The organism is Pseudoalteromonas sp. P1-16-1b, assembly GCF_001401785.1.
In the GTDB taxonomy this organism is placed as follows: domain Bacteria; phylum Pseudomonadota; class Gammaproteobacteria; order Enterobacterales; family Alteromonadaceae; genus Pseudoalteromonas; species Pseudoalteromonas undina.
Map to the genome: position 1 here is coordinate 138,429 of NZ_LKGQ01000004.1, position 16,237 is coordinate 154,665.

A 16,237-nucleotide genomic window follows, 5' to 3' on the forward strand; every position below is an offset into this window, starting at 1 on the left:
CTAGCTGATAGTTTCTATTTTTGTGTAATCAATTTTATTCGCTTTAGGCGATCCTTCGATATTGCTGACTGTTTTAAGTTTGCTGTAGGCAATAAAACCAATACAAATAAAGAATAACCCTATAACTAAAGCACCAACCCATTGAATTTGCAAAAACTCAAGTTTAAATAACAGTGTTAATAATGATAAAGCGACGACATTCATGGCAATATACTTAAATTTACCAAAGCGTTTTACAGTTAAGTTTAAATTATCTGTGTATAGACGGATCAGTGAATCAAGCGAGTTAATAACAAACACAATACCTACAAACACCATGGCAAAGTTTTTAATGCCTGCAGTTGGAATGCCCGCTTCGTGGTAGTGATATAACACACTGAACCAGATAGCGATTGGTATTGACGGGAAAATTAACATAGCACCGAGTACTTGGTATGTTTTTAAACCACCCACAAAACGTGATGTAAACTGGCCAATCATGATGCTCCACGCAAACCACCAAAATAGGTAAAACTCATGGTAATCATTCAGTGGTAATACAAACTCATTGATGTTGGCAAAGTAATTACCAATTAATCCAATATTTTTAGTAAATGCAGAGAGTTCGCTATCGCCAAATAAGAAGGCATCAGCCCACATAAAACCAATTAACGCGATAAACAACCAAGTAGTAGCAATGCTTAAAAAGCGAACATATTTAATATCGGTGCTTGAATACACCGCAAAACAAATAGCGGCAAGCACGATTAAGTAAAACTCAGGAATAACATTTGAGCCGTCTCCGAGTTCAGGTAAATACCACGGTAGGTTGCTCAATAGTAAGTAAGCGGTAAACGCACAAGTACCAATGATGACCACGTTGTTTAAAAATTTAACCCATGGAATTTCAAAAAATTTTACTTTGGGTTCTATTACACAGAAATAAAAGCACGTAAGAAAATAAAATCCCCAAATTAAAAATCCCCAATAACCAAACTCAATAGAGAGAGGGTTGGCAAATGCATATTCTGGGCTTGCTTTTATGTCTGCATAACCGGCAAATTCGGTTAAAGGAAACATAATGAGGCCAACGTCTAGGCCCGAGGTAAACAGGATTGCTATAAAGGTGAATGTTCTCACTGGTGTGACGCCTACTACGCGTACATTGCCCCATTTAATTAAAATAGCAACAATCGCAAGTAAGGTGAAAATAATGCCAGCATTAAGCCAAATAGTCATTATCGCCCTCCCAGAATGAATAAAAGTAACACATATATACTCCGTTTTTTATTGTGCTTGCATTAACACAGACATAACCTATTTATGCTTGTGAGCCACTGCAAGGCGCATAAAGGCACTCCTTAAAGCATTTTGCTTAAAAGAGTGGCCTTTATGGCAGGCTAAATTAAAGGGTTTTATTTCGTTGTGTAGTTTGCCAATTAGTGGCATTCACAACATCAACTCCTGTATGAGCTAAGGGCTTATTTCCTAAAATAATATCAGCGGCTTTTTCGGCAACCATAATGGTAGGCGCATTTAAATTACCGTTAGGTATGGTTGGAAAAATTGACGAGTCAACCACACGCAAGCTTTGCATGCCATGCACTTGAGTGTTTGAGTTAACCACCGCCATGGCGTCTTCACCCATTTTACAAGAGCAAGAAGGGTGGTAAGCACTTTCTACTGCTTGGCGCACAAAGGCATCAATTTGCTCATCAGTTTGAACTTGTTGCCCTGGTTGAATTTCTTCACCACGGAAGTCGTCAAAGGCAGGTTGTTCAATGATTTCACGCGTCAATCGTACGCACGCTCTAAAGCCTTCAATATCATCTTGATGCTCTAGGTAGTTAAATACAATTTTAGGTGGCTGTGTTGGATCAGCTGATGCAATAGTGACACTGCCTCGGCTCTTAGGCTTGTTATGACCTACATGCACTTGAAAACCATGCCCTGCAAAAGCACTGCGTCCATCGTAACGCATCGCTGCCGGTAAAAAGTGATACTGAATATCTGGCCATTCAACACCGGGCTTTGAGCGAATAAACGCACATGATTCAAAGTGATTAGTTGAACCTAAACCTTTACGGGTAAGCAGCCATTTTGCACCAATCAAGCCTTTAGAAAACAAACCTAATTTACCGTTTAAGGTGATCGGTTGATTACATTTATATTGAAAGTAAAACTCGAGATGATCTTGCAAGTTTTGACCTACACCTGGTAAGTGATGCTTTACTTCAACACCTGCATTTTCAAGTGCTTGCGTATCACCAATACCTGACAATTGTAACAGGTGAGGTGAACCAATAGAGCCCGCACTTAAAATAATCTCTTTACTTGCTTGCGCTGTTTTAACTGCGCCATTGAGTTTGTATTCAACACCGGTTGCTTTTTTACCGTCTAAAATAACGCGCTGAGCAAGTGCACCGGTAACGATTGTTAAGTTGCTACGATGCTTAATTGGGTCTAAGTACTCGCGAGAAGCAGAGCTACGCACACCGTTTTTAACGGTCATGTGCATAGGGCCAAAGCCTTCTTGTTGAGCACTATTGTAGTCATTTGTGGTTGAGTAACCAGCCTCTGCACCCGCTTCAATAAATGCAGTGTATAACGGGTTTTCCATGTTATTGCCGTTATTAACACCTAGCGGTCCTTTACCACCACGATGAGCATTTTCACCTAGGTAAAAGCTTTCTGCTTTTTTAAAATACGGTAAACACGCTTGGTAATCCCAGCCGTTAGCGCCGTGTTGTTGCCATTCGTCAAAATCTTTAGCATGGCCACGTACATACACCATGCCATTAATCGAAGATGAGCCGCCAAGGACTTTACCGCGAGGGCAATGCATTTCACGGTTATCTAAGTGTGGCTCTGGTTGCGTATGAAATTGCCACGCAAACTTATCGGTATTCATTGGAATAGACAATGCGGTAGGCATTTTTATAAAGATGCTTTTATCGCTGCCGCCGGTTTCAAGTAACAATACCTTGTTACTTGAATCTTCAGACAAGCGATTTGCTAACACACAGCCAGCTGAGCCCGCGCCTACAATAATATAATCAAAGTTCATGATGATTCCTTAAAACGGGCTTTCTATGTCGGCCATGCCAACATAAATAGATTTAGTTTGTGTGTAATGATCAAGAGTTTCTATACCATTTTCACGACCAATACCCGATTGCTTATAGCCACCCACTGGCATTTCTGCTGGCGAGTTACCGTAAGCATTAATCCAACAAATACCGGCTTGAAGTTGATGAATTACGCGATGAGCGCGTTTAATATCGCTAGTGAAAACGCCTGCAGCTAAACCTAAGTGAGTGCCGTTAGCACGTGCAATTACATCATCTTCATCATCAAATACTAAAACGCTCATTACTGGGCCAAAAATTTCTTCTTTAACTATGGTCATTTCATCGTTGCAATCAACAAACACTGTCGGCGCTACAAAATAGCCATTTGGCGCTGATGCTGGAGAAAGCGTTGAACCACCCGTTAATAATGTTGCACCTTCTTTAAGGCCTTTGTCGATGTAACTCATCACTAAATCTTGATGCTTCTTAGAAATAAGCGCGCCAAAGTTAGTATTTAAATCTTGCGGGTCACCGGCAATAATATTGTTTTCGGTACGTGTTTTAAGTTCATCAATAAATTGTTGATACACATTCTTGTGAACATAAATACGAGTGCAGTTCGTACAAATTTCACCTTGGGTATAAAAGTTACCTAGCATGGCAGCACTTACTGCTTGCTCAATGTTGGCGTCATCAAATACTAATAATGGCGATTTACCACCTAGTTCCATAGTCACATCTTTTAATGTGCCTGCAGCACTGGCGACTACTTTTTTACCGGTACCTACTTCACCAGTAAATGATACTTTTTCAATATCTTGATGTGCAGTAAGCCATTGGCCTACTTCACCGGCGCCTTGAACGACATTAAATACGCCAGCAGGGACGCCTGCTTCAATAAACACCTCGGCTAATTTAATTGCACCAAGCGGCGTTTCTTCAGACGGCTTAAAAATAAATGCATTACCCGCTGCGAGGGCTGGGCCTGATTTCCAACATGCAATTTGTAATGGGTAGTTCCATGCACCAATACCGGCACAAATACCTAAAGGCTCTTTGCGTGTGTAGTAAAAGTCATCGCCAACCATTTGCTGTTGACCAACTTGTGCAGGGGCAAGACCTGCAAAATATTCAATTACATCTGCGCCTGTTTCAACATCTACGCAGTTAGCTTCTTGCATTGGTTTACCAGTATCGAGCACTTCAACCAGTGCAAGCTCATCATTGCGCTCGCGTAAAATAGCAACGGCGTTTAGTAAAATACGGCTGCGCTCAATAGGGGTCATCGCTGACCACACTTTAAAGCCTTGTTTTGCACTTTCTATCGCTGCGTTTTGAACATGCTGGTCAGCGACTTCAACGGCATAAATTACCTGGCCGGTTGCAGGATTTACTACATCAAATGTTTCGCCGCTTTTATTTGCAAGGAATTGGCCGTTGATAAAGTTTTGATAGATAGGTGTAGTCACGTTAGGCTCCATATTGCTTGATAAGTGAATGCACGTAGTTTTTAGCTAGTGATTCACTGTGTTTAAACTGATTTTCGTCTGATTGGCTTAATACGGCACGAAGCCATAAGCCATCAATCATTGCTGCGGTTAATTCAGCCGCGAGGGTTGCTTGCGCTAAAGGCATTAATTGCTTAAATGAAACGGTTAAATTGCTTTGCAAGCGTTTACTGTTTACATTTTGTAAACGATGAAGTTCCTTATCGTGCATTGATTGCGCCCAAAAACTTAACCACGTCCGCGTGGTGTCTTTTCGTTGTTGTACTAGCGCAAAGTTTGATTCAACAATAAACATTAACCTTTGAGTTGCTGTGGTATTTTCATTAACCTTACTAATTAAGTCGTCTTTCAAGTTCGAGAGTAAGTAACGCACAGTTGCTTCAATTAGCCCCTGTTTCCCACCAAAGTAATGGCTAATTATGCCTGATGACATTCCAGCATTTTTACTAATACTATTGATCGTAGTCGCCTGTAATCCTTTTTGAGCAACTGACTCTATAGTCGCGTCAATTAGCTGCTGACGCCTTACAGGTTCCATTCCAACTTTAGGCATAATTTTTATTAATTGATCGTTCAATAAAGATAAGCTTAAGGTAATAGCTCTAACAATTCAAGGCTTGTGTAAATGGCAAGAGAGTAAAGTATGGATAAATAATTAACAAAATGAGTATGAAATGATGCAAAATTAACAACTCAAGACCTTGTTTAAAGTCTCTAAATAACAATGGCTTGTGTGTTTTATTGGTGTTGTTCTTTATAGTGTAATCAATTCTTTACGAGGTGAGTGAAACTTTTAGTGATTTATTTGTTAGTGCGATAACTATTAGAGTACTAATTGTATTTTTTACCAGCAGGGCATTTATATAAAGGTAAAGGGAATAGATATGTTGTTGCAATCAAAATCAGGTTTCAAAGAGAAATATGGGAGGTAAATTAAACAAATGTTAACGCGAAGTAGGGGAAAAATAAGGCGCTGTTTAGCTTTCAACAACACCTTTAAATAATAAGGGATAACGTCTTAAACGATTGCCAATATAGTCATCGGCCATGATCTGCTCACAAATTTCGTCGATGTTATCAGTCGCTTCAAACACCCAATCAAAACGTTCAATCGCGAGCAAAAAACCGCGCTTTAAGTGTGTTTGTTCGCGGTAATAAGCAAGATTATTTTTTATCAGTTGCAGCTTTTCAGGCTCAGCTTTTAATTGCGCAATAACTTGGTGAATAAACTGCAAATTGCGCGAACTAGTTGGTCTATTTCGTCTATTTGTTGGTCGCATTACTCTTCGTTAGCTATGTTGTAAAGTTTCTTCAAAAAATCGTCTTTGTGTTTGTCATGTTCGTAATCTAAATGGTAGGTATTATGAAATCCAAAGCGTAATAACACGCCACTGCCTTGTAAGTAAACGGTATAGCCGTCAATATCAGAAAATGCAGTGACTCCCTGATAAAGCTTACCTTCTTCTGTGGTTTCACCACGTTGCTGGATACGTTCGTAAACCGCTAGAATCTGTTTGTTGTCGATTTCATTTTTCATTGTCTGCACCTTTATTTACTCTTTCATACGCTATAGATATGCGGGTCGATCATCATAAAAACAATAGTCAAGAATGTGTGATATTGCTTTGCTATTTTTAATTTATAAATTATGCTCAGAGCTCACTCTATGTTGAGCTTTTACCATGATAGACAAGGCGTTACTTTTAAAAACTCGTGACTTATCCGACCAACTCATTGCGCTGCAAACCCCAATTAGAATTCTCGATGCAATTAATTGGGATAAACAAACGAAAGAAGAGTTTTTTAGGCAAAAATGCCAAAAAAATCCTTTAATAGACCGTACTTACTACCAACAGCGCGATTTAGGGTTTGTGCCTAGTGAGTTGCGCCAAGCATTTTCAACACTGCACCGAAATATTATTAATCAGTTGGGGCAATTAAACCCAATAACTCAATATATGGGTAAAATGTGTAGCGAATATAAAACAGTGCTTAATATGCTGGAGTACCGAGGTACTGCCGAATTTCATGACTTGTCGGTAGAGCTTTTTGGGCATCCAAAAGACCTTTTTCATGCTGGTGAGCCATCGTTATCTGAGCTTGCTAATATGCTTGAGCAGCCATTAAAAAGTTTGCTTGATGCGAACATTTTGCCTGAAGATCCTAAAAATATTGATGCCAGTGATGCGGTACGTATTTTGTCTGAGCAGGTTAATGCCAGTATGCAAGGGATTAATGTGGAAGTAATGCTTAGTGATGGAATTGTCAGTGATGCGGCAGCAGGAGCTAACAATATAAAGCTTAATCAAGATGTTAAGTTTTCTCAGCGCGAATTAGATATTTTAGAGGTGCACGAGGGCTGGATCCATGTAGGCACCACTCAAAATGGCTTAGCGCAACCTTATTTAACTTGTTTGAGTAAAGGCACGCCAAGCTCTACCGTTACCCAAGAAGGGCTTGCAGTACTGACCGAAATAATTACTCTTAAATCAACACCACGTCGCTTATCAAAATTAGTAAACCGTATTCAAGCGGTCACCAAAGTGATTGATGGTGCTGAGTTTGTAGATATATACCGAGATTATGTAGCACAAGGGTTATCAAAAGACGACAGCTACACCCTTGCACAGCGTGTATTTAGAGGTAGCACCGCAACCGGCTTACCGTTTACTAAAGACATTGCTTATATAAAAGGCTTTGTATTGGTTTATAACTTAATTCGGGTGGCGATACAGCTTGGCAGAATTGACCAATTACCGCTATTGCTGGTGGGTAAAATATCAATTGATGACTTTAGGTTAATATCGCAACTACATGATTTAGGTGTGATTGAAAACCCACAATTTGTGCCGCCTCATTTTAAAGATTTAAGAGGACTTGCTACGTGGCTGAGCTTTGGTCGTTTTATTGGTAATTTGTCATTTGAACAATTAGAAAACGACTACAAGCCGTTGTTTTTATGATTTATAAGTGAGCTTTTTCTCAGAAACAAAAAAGCCCAAAAATGGGCTTTTTTTAATTTAGCACAACACAGTTAACGTGCGTTGGTGCTCTCGAAAATTTTATCTGCAGAGGCTGCAACAAATCCAGTGTAAATTTCACCATCAGGTTTTGGATAACGAATAGCAAACTCGTAAAAACAGCTAGGAATGCGCATATCGCCATCGCTAAAGGTCACAGCGTATTCATCAGCTAATGTTGATGATTGCTCTAATAGCACTTCTGGTGAGCCTTTTACTTCGCCTCCTGAGGTATTAAGTGCAAAATCGGCATCTTTAAGAGCTTGGTTTACATCATGGATGTTATCAAATTTAGCTAATGTATTAATGTTCACAGTAAAATGATTTGCACGGTAACCCCACGCAGACATCCACGCTGCATATTCGCTCTCAGCTAATAACTTTTTGTAAGTATCAGTGCTTACTTGCCAATGTGTGCCTGAATATAAAAAATTATCGGCAGTCACAGCGCTTTCGTCAATTTGTGCCACCATATCCGTAACGATTGCTTGTAGCTCAGGCGAACATTTTTCAACTAATAATTCAGAAATAAACACTTTAGGCTGTGTCGGATCGCTATGCTCATAATGCTTGGCGTAGAGTTTTTTTGCTTCAAAGTGATATTCACCACATTCTTTATAACCAATAGCTAAAAAGTGCGCAGCTAGTTTTTCAAGGCCTACTTTTTCTATGTTAAAAGTACGCAGTGCAATATGGTCGTTAATAATGTCGTCTTTTTGCGTTGAGCCTAATAAGTCATGAATTTTATCAGCTGATGGCGTTACTGTTAGGTAGTTTTGCCATAAGTTATCAAATAATGTGTTTACATCAGTATGCATGGTAAATCCTTAAATTTTCTAAAATTGTTATTCAATAATTAAGCCCGGCGCGAGGGTTTGCGGTAAGTTAACTTTTTCTGACTCTACTGAGGCCACTGGGTATGCGCAGTAATCAGCAGCATAGTATGCACTAGCTCTGTGGTTACCACTGGCACCTATGCCACCAAATGGCGCTGCGCTTGATGCGCCTGTAATAGGGCGGTTCCAGTTAACAATACCGGCACGAATACGTTTTAAAAAGTGGCTGTAATCATCTTCGCTGTCTGCAAGTAAACCTGCAGATAAACCAAAGCTGGTGTTATTCGCCTCTGCTATAGCGCTATCAAAGTCAGTGTAACGATATACTTTAATTAGCGGGCCAAAGTGTTCTTCATCGGCGATTTCATCGATTTTAGTGACATCAATAATACCTGGGCTGACAAAACCAGTGCCTGGTTTTAATTGTTTAAGCTCAACGAGTACCTCAGCACCTTGTTTAACTAGGTCAGCTTGCGCTGCAACCATGCCTAAGGCGGCTTTTTCACTGATCATGGCACCCATAAATGGTTGTTCAGCTGCAAAGCTATCATCTACAAGGATATTTTTGGTTGCGCTGATCAGCTTTTCTAAAATAGCATCGCCATTGGCTGATTTTTCAATAAATAATCGACGTGCACAAGTACAACGCTGACCCGAAGTAATAAAGCCCGATTGAATAATATCGTGAACGGCTGCGCTCACATCAGCAACATCTTTAATCACTAGCGGATTGTTACCGCCCATTTCAAGCGCTAAGATCTTACCGGGATGACCAGCAAATTGTTTATGTAATAAATGCCCTGTGTTTGAGCTACCAGTAAAGAATAAGCCATCGATATCTTGATGTGAAGCAAGTGCTTTACCTGTTTCCAGTTCACCTTGAACAAGGTTTATAACCCCAGCAGGTAAGCCTGCTTTTAGCCACAGCTCTAAAGTAAACTGTGCTACGTGAGGAGTTAGTTCTGATGGTTTAAACACCACGGTATTACCCGCTAATATAGCAGGGACTATATGACCGTTTGGTAAATGCCCAGGGAAATTATATGGGCCAAAAATAGCCACTACACCATGTGGTTTGTGGCGAATAAAGGCTTTTGCGCCAGGCATTGGGTTTTCGGTTGTGCCAGTTCGCTCATTGTAAGCACGGATAGCAATAGCAACTTTGCCTGTCATCGCACCGACTTCTGTGCGCGTTTCCCATAGTGGTTTACCTGTTTCACGAGCAATAATGCTAGCAAATTCTTCGCTGTGTTCTTTTAATTGGGCAACAAAGTTTTCTAAAATGGTAATACGTTGTTCAATTGGCATATCTGCCCATTGAATTTGCGCGGCTCTTGCCGCTTCAATAGCACTGCTAACTTGTTCGGGGCTGGCACCATTACCTTGCCAAACAACTTCGCCATTGCTTGGATTAACAGAATTAAAAGCAGGGCCTTGGCCTGCGTGCCATTGGTTATTAATTAGTTGTGTGTTCATAAATAGTGTTACAGGCGGAAAAATCGCGCTGCATCTCCTTGATTTAAATGAAGTGCATCAGCTACTTCTTGGCTGATAACTAAGGTGTGCTTTGCTTGATTATAATGAGCGTGTTTAGTGAACGTGGCTCTAAAGTCGCTAACCCCTTGATTACAAATAGCAAGGGTATCTGAGCTTTGCTCATTAATATGTTCAAGTTCACCAATGGTAATTGGGCACACTTGTGAATCACGAATACTGCGAATATTACCGAGCTTTGCCTCTACCGTGGGACCTGCGTCAAATAAATCAACGTAGCCACGATGTTCAAACCCTTCTTTTTCAAGCAACTTAAGTGCAGGCTTGGTTTTATCATGAACATGACCAATCACCGCTTGTGCTTTTTTACTTAGCAAGTTTACATAGATAGGGTATTTAGGCATAAGCTCGCTAATAAATACTTTATCGCCTAAACCAACTAAGTGATCAGCTTGTGGAAATTCAATACTAAAAAAGTGTTCTTGTAACCATTGCCAAAATGGAGAGTGCCCCTGTTCATCACTCACGCCACGCATTTCAGCAATTACAGTGTCGGCAAAGCGTTCACTATGTTGTGCCATAAATAAAAAGCGTGAACGTGATAAAAACCGCCCTGTTAAGCCTTTTCTGCTGTCTTCACGTAAAAATAAAGTACATATTTCTGAGCAGCCTGTGTAGTCATTACACATACTTAAAATATCAACGGTATTGTAAACGTTTAAGGTGGGTGAATGATGGACAGTTTTACCTAAATGGTAGTGATACAAAGGCACAGACAAACCGACGGCCGCTTCTATGGCGGTAGTACCAATTACTTTGCCAGTGTCACTGTCTTCTAAAACAAATAAATAGCTTTCATCGATAGGCTTATTTACATTTTTAGTAAAGCTGTTTTGTGCACGGTCTATTTTTTCTTGTAGTTGTCCATCATCGACAGGTAAAGAGGTGAAACCATGGCCTGATTCAATGGCAATCTCTTTAAGTGCTGCAAAATCATTGACAGTAATAGGACGTAATACTTGCATTAACTACTTGCTCCAATAAAGCCCTGAGGTAAACATTTATCTCAGGGCTTTATATGTTTTACTTAGTGATTAACCGTTTACAACTTCGCTTACTGCTTTTTCAAAGCGAGCTAAGCCTTCCTTAATATCCTCAAATGGGATCACTAATGAAGGTGTAAAGCGGATAACGTTCATTCCGGCTACTAAATTCATTAAACCGTTATTAGCACTTGCAACTAAGAAGTCGCGAGCACGGCCTTCAAATTTTTCATTTAATGCAGCACCAATAAGTAAGCCTTTACCACGGATTTCACTAAATACATGGTATTTTTCGTTAATGGCATTTAGACCATCACGAAACATTTGCTCACGTTCTTTTACGCCATTTAAAACCGCAGGGGTATTTACTGTATCAAATGCAGCTTCTGCAACAGCACATGCCAATGGGTTACCACCGTAGGTAGAACCATGAGTCCCTATTTTTAGATGTGCTGCAATTTCAGTAGCCGTGATCATAGCGCCAATTGGGAAACCGCCACCTAATGCTTTAGCCGTGGTTAAAATGTCAGGAATAACATCTAGGCCTTCGTATGCGTATAAGTGACCTGTACGGCCAACACCCGTTTGCACTTCATCAAAAATAAGCAGTGCGTTGTGTTTAGTACACAGCTCACGTACTTTTTGTGCAAACTCATTGGTTGGTGGCACAATACCGCCTTCACCTTGTAATGGCTCCATCATTACTGCACAAGTATCATCGCCAATTAAGGCTTCAAAGGCAGCAATATCATTGTAGTCACAATGAACAATATCAGCAGGCTTTGGCCCAAAACCATCAGAATAAGCGGCTTGGCCACCTACAGTTACAGTGAAGAAAGTACGGCCATGAAAGCCTTTATTAAAAGCGATGATCTTAGACTTTTCAGCACCAAATTTGTCCAAGGCAAAGCGACGCGCTAACTTTAAAGCCGCTTCGTTTGCTTCAGCTCCTGAGTTTGCAAAGTAAACTTTTTCTGCAAAGGTAGCATCAACCATTTTCTTAGCTAAGCGAAGTGCTGGCTCATTGGTCATTACATTTGCTAAGTGCCAAATTTTTTCGCCTTGCTCTTTTAGTGCGCCCACTAATGCAGGGTGACAATGACCTAAACAATTAACCGCAATACCACCGGCAAAATCGATAAATTCGTTGTTATTTTGATCCCACACGCGTGAGCCTTCACCACGAACGGGAATAACTGCAGATGGGTTGTAATTAGGGACCATTACGTCGTTAAATAAATCTCTGGTTACTTGCATTTTTACACCTAAATTAATCACATAAAAAACGTTGCTGAAAAATAACGATAAGCTCAGGCTTATTCAGCAATACAATGCGTTCATACTTATTAAAAATGTCATTATCAAAGGTTATGGATTAAATTTGCAGTGCTATTTTGTGAAAAATGATTAGAATAATAGTCAAAATAACGAACCTTATTAGCATTATGATAACTCCCCAAGATAAAAAGCTACTATCAGTATTAAAAACGAACGCTAGAGCAAGTATTTCTGACCTTGCAAGGCATTTAAATTTATCCCGCTCAACAGTGCAAAGTCGCATGCTTAAGTTGGAGCAAAGTGGGGTGATTAAAGGGTATAACGTTGACTTTGGAGATGATTTTTTAAATAGCTTAGTTTCTGCACATGTCTCAATAAAGGTCAAACAAAAGCTAACGACTAAAACCAACGTAGAGTTAAAACAAATAGATGCCATATCTCAGTTGTATGCAATTAGCGGTGAGTTTGATTTAATTGCCATTGTCGAAGCTCAAAACCTCGAGCAGTTAAGCCACTTATTAGACGATATAGGTAATTTAGATGGGGTAGAGCGCACTCGTTCATCGGTAATTTTAGAAACCAAATTTAAGCGTTAATTAGATTTATTTCTAACCATTCAGTGAGTATTAATTATTTGCATTTAGGCTCACTTAATTGTAATCTCCTCGTTATTAGAAACAAGGATTGTTTTTGACCAAATCAATAGGCTTTTCGCCCCTGCATTTGCCACAATCCTCCAATACTAAACAAACCTGATAAGTATAGTTATTACATGCAAGAACACTAGTTGATTACAATGTGAGAAACAGGACGTTTTGGCAAAACAGCTCAAAAACATTACAAGGAAATGTTATGAAATACACAACACTAGCTGCTGCAGCCCTATTAATAATAGGTGGCTCATATTTAAGTGCAAAGGCCACTTTATTTGACTCAAGCGATAACATAACGGTTGAAACTTACAGCGACATATTTTTCAAACTAGAATCCTCATCCGTCAATATTGATGAGATTATTACTGGCGCGAGTCAGTTTGCCAATAGCTTATGTGATGAAAGTATTTATCAAGAAGTTATTGGTGAGTCAGTAAACTCATGTAAGCAAAAATTCAAACAATCACAAGCTCAATGTGCTGACTTTATTACAAAAAATAGTCAGGCTATGTACACTGATAAGGTTGCCATAACGCTCGTATCTGAAAAGTTTATAAATTGCATGACGAATAGCTAAGTTATATTTTGTTCAAAGTTCACCCAAAGCTCCCTATTAGACTGGGTGACATTGGTATTTCAATATTTTAATTAGCATATTATACCCTGTGGTCTATGCTGAATTTATGAGTTGTTAATGCCCAGTTTGCTTTAGGGAGTACAATGCAAGAAAATTTACTAAACTCAGTTATCAAAATAACAAAAAACAGAGACGTAGACTCACTTGAATACAGCTTGATATCGACCATCCAAGAGTTTATTGGGTGTAAAGAAGTTTCAGTTTATAAAGACATAGAAGTTCAGGGTCAACTTACCATTGAACAAAGCCTTTGTTTGAAAGTGACTGGTGAAAAGCAATTTGAGTGGGTACAACGACAAATTGTTGCACACCCCGAGGATGAGCTTTTATCCTGCTTACGTTCTGCTTGCATTATCACGGTGCAATCAACAGATGGCATCGAACGCCGTTGGTTACCCATTACCCGCCAAGAGAAAACAGTCGCCGCAATTTCTGTGGTTTCAAACAGCCTAGATAGTCCAGCCCAGGTGATGTTAAATGCTTTTTGTCGTATTTTTGAAAATTATTTAGTGATTCTTCATGAAAACGAAAGAGATAAATTAACAGGACTATTAAATAGACAAACCTTTGAGAAAAAAATAAAACAACTGATTGAAAAACAAGTATTAAAAGTCCACAGTTCATCTCGAGATGAGGGTAAAAGGCAACAAAAATACGCATCTACATCTTGGTTAGCTATTTTAGATATTGATCATTTTAAAAATATAAACGACAAGTATGGTCATATTTGCGGTGATGAAGTACTGCTGATATTAGCGCAAAAAATGCGTCACTTTTTTCGTTCAACCGATTTAATTTTTCGCTTTGGTGGTGAAGAATTTGTGATTGTTTTTGAGCCCACTGATGCAGACTCCATATGTAATAAAATGGCAGAATTTTTACAACTCGTCAGAAATACTTCGTTTCCTTTTGTTGAAAACATGACGATCAGTGCTGGTTTAGCACGTATTAGCCCTTATGATTTCCCAATCACTGTAATAGAAAGCGCCGACAAAGCACTGTATTACGCTAAAAATAATGGCCGAGATAAGTTTTGTGTATACGAAGATTTAATCGCTGAACAGCTAATCAACGTTCAAGAAAACGATTCAGAAATAGATTTATTTTAACCTACTGGGCTTGTGCGTGGCTTCGCTGTACCTTTACCTTAGTAACTTGATCGAGCTTTAAAAAATAAACATTACCCCCAATGCCTTTAAATTCCTCATCGGTAAAGGCAATTGTATTATCATCATAAAACGTGATCGCTTCTTTTTGGGTCACAATTCCAAGATCAATTTTAGACACATCACCAGAGAAAAACTTATCCCCTTTAAAATTTTCAAACAGCCAAATGCTGGTTGAGTCTAGTAGCGCAAGTTTTTTTCTATCTGGGCTGAGTGCTGCAGAGGTGATCCAGCATAACTTTTCCATGGTGGTGCAGGTTCTAAATGAGTCAATTAGCTGGGCGTCAAAATTTGCTGCATGATCGCCTACTTTGTAAACATTGGTAATACCATCAAAGGGTTCAGTTCGGTTTTTAGTAAATAAATATAAGTGCCGGCCAAAAGCGACAAAAGCTTCTAAGTCATAATTGCGTTGATCAGGTTGAATTGGACTGCCGTCTAATTCTGGGTAGGTAAATTTAATTATCTCGGCTTCAGTGGTATTTGTTTTAATATCAATCGGGTTTTCTATTTTATAAATGGTTAGCCACTTACGTTCATTTTTATTATTACCAAAGTCACCCAAGAAAAAATGACCAAAGTTATTTTGTGTCATGTCCTCCCAATCAATGTTTTTTGCGTTGCTGACTAAAATTTCTTTAGCGATAGAGCCATCGTCATTGAGTCTATATAGCTTAGGTTCGTCGCCACTGTCATTAATAGCCCACAGACGTTTATATTTATCAAACTCAATGCCAGAAATTTCTTTTAACTTTGGGTCTACAGAGACAAGCTTTTTACTATATAGTGTATAAATTGAACTACCAACAACAGCAATGGTAGTGAGAAAAACAATAACAGAGGTAATAAGAATGCTTTTTTTAATCATAGTTTTTAAATATTTATCGGCATTGGCTAGGTAGATAATTATTATCGCTGATGATGTGGTTAAGCTAAAGGTTTTTTAACCTCAATGCGGCAATAAAAAACGATTATGTGTGAATTGTTGTAAAAGAAATTTAATCGGGTGTAGTTGGTTTAAAAATTGCTCAGTTAAAGAGCTTACCTAAAAACCTGTTTAAAATGGTTAAAAACTGCACCAACCTAGTGCGGTAAAATAAATAACGCACTGTAATAATGCGTAAATAAAGTTTTGTTTAACTTTAAGCTTGTTTTTATGTGAATGAATGGATTCCACATCGCCTATTTAAGCTGTTTGGCCTGTGGCAAAGATGAATAACCCTTACGGTTTAGTTGGAGCCTATTATGTTGAATAAACGCTTTTTTAAGACAAAAAACGAAGCAGAAGTCACGTTTGAATTTTCTCATCCTGATGCTGATGATGTCTGTTTACTTGGGGAGTTTAATGATTGGCAGCCAGTGCCAATGAAACTGAACAAAAAGTTGGGTGTGTTTAAGTGTAAACAGCGTTTGCCTGTTGATAAAGAGTTTCACTTTCGTTATTTGATTAATGGTAAGCAGTGGGATAACGACCATCAGGCTGATGGTTATCGGGCTAATAATTTTGGTTCAGAGAACAGTATAGTAAATACACAACGCATTAATTAAGGTT

General features: G+C 39.1%; 16 protein-coding genes. 5 read left to right on the forward strand and 11 right to left on the reverse strand.

Annotated elements, in window-relative coordinates; translation table 11 throughout:
- The 6 genes from AN392_RS04725 to AN392_RS04750 form a co-directional block, all read right to left on the reverse strand.
- Window positions 1-1,218: a BCCT family transporter gene (locus tag AN392_RS04725; protein ID WP_010388954.1), complete on the reverse strand. Its 1,218-nt coding sequence runs from the start codon at window positions 1,216-1,218 to the stop codon at window positions 1-3.
- 166 nt (window positions 1,219-1,384) lie between these two features.
- Window positions 1,385-3,046 (reverse strand): choline dehydrogenase, encoded by a 1,662-nt coding sequence (gene betA / locus AN392_RS04730; RefSeq protein WP_055011996.1) that lies wholly within the window; start codon window positions 3,044-3,046, stop codon window positions 1,385-1,387.
- Window positions 3,047-3,055: 9 nt separating this feature from the next.
- On the reverse strand, window positions 3,056-4,519 hold the full coding sequence (gene betB / locus AN392_RS04735; protein ID WP_055012078.1) for a betaine-aldehyde dehydrogenase: 1,464 nt from the start codon (window positions 4,517-4,519) through the stop codon (window positions 3,056-3,058).
- 1 nt (window position 4,520) lies between these two features.
- Window positions 4,521-5,096, reverse strand: coding sequence for a transcriptional regulator BetI (gene betI / locus AN392_RS04740; protein WP_081374111.1), 576 nt, complete (start codon window positions 5,094-5,096; stop codon window positions 4,521-4,523).
- 439 nt (window positions 5,097-5,535) lie between these two features.
- On the reverse strand, window positions 5,536-5,838 hold the full coding sequence (locus AN392_RS04745; RefSeq protein WP_054201207.1) for a hypothetical protein: 303 nt from the start codon (window positions 5,836-5,838) through the stop codon (window positions 5,536-5,538).
- A complete protein-coding gene (locus AN392_RS04750) occupies window positions 5,838-6,095 on the reverse strand; it encodes a DUF3081 domain-containing protein (RefSeq protein WP_010388948.1) in 258 nt (85 codons plus the stop codon). Before AN392_RS04750 ends, AN392_RS04745 begins: the two co-directional genes overlap by 1 nt.
- A 145-nt stretch (window positions 6,096-6,240) precedes the next feature.
- On the opposite strand from AN392_RS04750, the gene AN392_RS04755 reads away from it, so the two are divergent.
- Complete coding sequence (locus AN392_RS04755) at window positions 6,241-7,521, forward strand: flavohemoglobin expression-modulating QEGLA motif protein (protein ID WP_055011997.1); 1,281 nt, start codon at window positions 6,241-6,243, stop codon at window positions 7,519-7,521.
- Between the two features lie 71 nt (window positions 7,522-7,592).
- Here the strand turns inward: AN392_RS04755 and AN392_RS04760 are convergent, their stop codons facing one another.
- The 4 genes from AN392_RS04760 to AN392_RS04775 all read right to left on the reverse strand — a co-directional run bounded on the left by AN392_RS04760 (window position 7,593) and on the right by AN392_RS04775 (window position 12,208).
- Window positions 7,593-8,396, reverse strand: coding sequence for a DUF1338 domain-containing protein (locus tag AN392_RS04760; RefSeq protein ID WP_055011998.1), 804 nt, complete (start codon window positions 8,394-8,396; stop codon window positions 7,593-7,595).
- 27 nt (window positions 8,397-8,423) lie between these two features.
- Entirely contained in the window at window positions 8,424-9,890 is a 1,467-nt protein-coding gene (astD, locus tag AN392_RS04765; protein WP_055011999.1) for a succinylglutamate-semialdehyde dehydrogenase, read from the reverse strand.
- 8 nt (window positions 9,891-9,898) lie between these two features.
- Window positions 9,899-10,933, reverse strand: a complete 1,035-nt coding sequence (gene astA, locus AN392_RS04770; RefSeq protein WP_010388944.1) for an arginine N-succinyltransferase — start codon at window positions 10,931-10,933, stop codon at window positions 9,899-9,901.
- 69 nt (window positions 10,934-11,002) lie between these two features.
- On the reverse strand, window positions 11,003-12,208 hold the full coding sequence (locus tag AN392_RS04775; RefSeq protein WP_055012000.1) for an aspartate aminotransferase family protein: 1,206 nt from the start codon (window positions 12,206-12,208) through the stop codon (window positions 11,003-11,005).
- Between the two features lie 188 nt (window positions 12,209-12,396).
- On the opposite strand from AN392_RS04775, the gene AN392_RS04780 reads away from it, so the two are divergent.
- The 3 genes from AN392_RS04780 to AN392_RS04790 all read left to right on the forward strand — a co-directional run bounded on the left by AN392_RS04780 (window position 12,397) and on the right by AN392_RS04790 (window position 14,628).
- A complete protein-coding gene (locus AN392_RS04780) occupies window positions 12,397-12,825 on the forward strand; it encodes an Lrp/AsnC family transcriptional regulator (RefSeq protein ID WP_010388942.1) in 429 nt (142 codons plus the stop codon).
- A gap of 256 nt (window positions 12,826-13,081) precedes the next feature.
- On the forward strand, window positions 13,082-13,459 hold the full coding sequence (locus tag AN392_RS04785) for a hypothetical protein (RefSeq protein ID WP_055012001.1): 378 nt from the start codon (window positions 13,082-13,084) through the stop codon (window positions 13,457-13,459).
- A 143-nt stretch (window positions 13,460-13,602) separates the two neighbouring features.
- On the forward strand, window positions 13,603-14,628 hold the full coding sequence (locus AN392_RS04790; protein ID WP_010388940.1) for a GGDEF domain-containing protein: 1,026 nt from the start codon (window positions 13,603-13,605) through the stop codon (window positions 14,626-14,628).
- 1 nt (window position 14,629) lies between these two features.
- On the opposite strand, the gene AN392_RS04795 is transcribed toward AN392_RS04790, so the two are convergent.
- Complete coding sequence (locus tag AN392_RS04795; RefSeq protein WP_010388938.1) at window positions 14,630-15,553, reverse strand: hypothetical protein; 924 nt, start codon at window positions 15,551-15,553, stop codon at window positions 14,630-14,632.
- Window positions 15,554-15,930: 377 nt separating this feature from the next.
- Here AN392_RS04795 and AN392_RS04800 point away from each other — a divergent pair, with 377 nt between their 5' ends.
- Window positions 15,931-16,233 (forward strand): isoamylase early set domain-containing protein, encoded by a 303-nt coding sequence (locus AN392_RS04800; protein WP_010388937.1) that lies wholly within the window; start codon window positions 15,931-15,933, stop codon window positions 16,231-16,233.
- Window positions 16,234-16,237 lie beyond the last annotated feature (4 nt).

Excerpts from the sequence above, each read along its gene's own strand:
- AN392_RS04790 (WP_010388940.1), top strand. The coding sequence starts at position 13,603 with ATGCAAGAAAATTTACTAAACTCAGTTATCAAAATAACAAAAAACAGA.
- AN392_RS04800 (WP_010388937.1), top strand. The coding sequence starts at position 15,931 with ATGTTGAATAAACGCTTTTTTAAGACAAAAAACGAAGCAGAAGTCACG.
- AN392_RS04750 (WP_010388948.1), bottom strand. The coding sequence starts at position 6,095 with ATGAAAAATGAAATCGACAACAAACAGATTCTAGCGGTTTACGAACGT.
- AN392_RS04775 (WP_055012000.1), bottom strand. The coding sequence starts at position 12,208 with ATGCAAGTAACCAGAGATTTATTTAACGACGTAATGGTCCCTAATTAC.
- AN392_RS04755 (WP_055011997.1), top strand. The coding sequence starts at position 6,241 with ATGATAGACAAGGCGTTACTTTTAAAAACTCGTGACTTATCCGACCAA.
- betA (WP_055011996.1), bottom strand. The coding sequence starts at position 3,046 with ATGAACTTTGATTATATTATTGTAGGCGCGGGCTCAGCTGGCTGTGTG.
- astD (WP_055011999.1), bottom strand. The coding sequence starts at position 9,890 with ATGAACACACAACTAATTAATAACCAATGGCACGCAGGCCAAGGCCCT.
- AN392_RS04795 (WP_010388938.1), bottom strand. The coding sequence starts at position 15,553 with ATGATTAAAAAAAGCATTCTTATTACCTCTGTTATTGTTTTTCTCACT.
- AN392_RS04785 (WP_055012001.1), top strand. The coding sequence starts at position 13,082 with ATGAAATACACAACACTAGCTGCTGCAGCCCTATTAATAATAGGTGGC.
- astA (WP_010388944.1), bottom strand. The coding sequence starts at position 10,933 with ATGCAAGTATTACGTCCTATTACTGTCAATGATTTTGCAGCACTTAAA.
- AN392_RS04760 (WP_055011998.1), bottom strand. The coding sequence starts at position 8,396 with ATGCATACTGATGTAAACACATTATTTGATAACTTATGGCAAAACTAC.
- AN392_RS04725 (WP_010388954.1), bottom strand. The coding sequence starts at position 1,218 with ATGACTATTTGGCTTAATGCTGGCATTATTTTCACCTTACTTGCGATT.
- AN392_RS04780 (WP_010388942.1), top strand. The coding sequence starts at position 12,397 with ATGATAACTCCCCAAGATAAAAAGCTACTATCAGTATTAAAAACGAAC.
- AN392_RS04745 (WP_054201207.1), bottom strand. The coding sequence starts at position 5,838 with ATGCGACCAACAAATAGACGAAATAGACCAACTAGTTCGCGCAATTTG.
- betI (WP_081374111.1), bottom strand. The coding sequence starts at position 5,096 with ATGGAACCTGTAAGGCGTCAGCAGCTAATTGACGCGACTATAGAGTCA.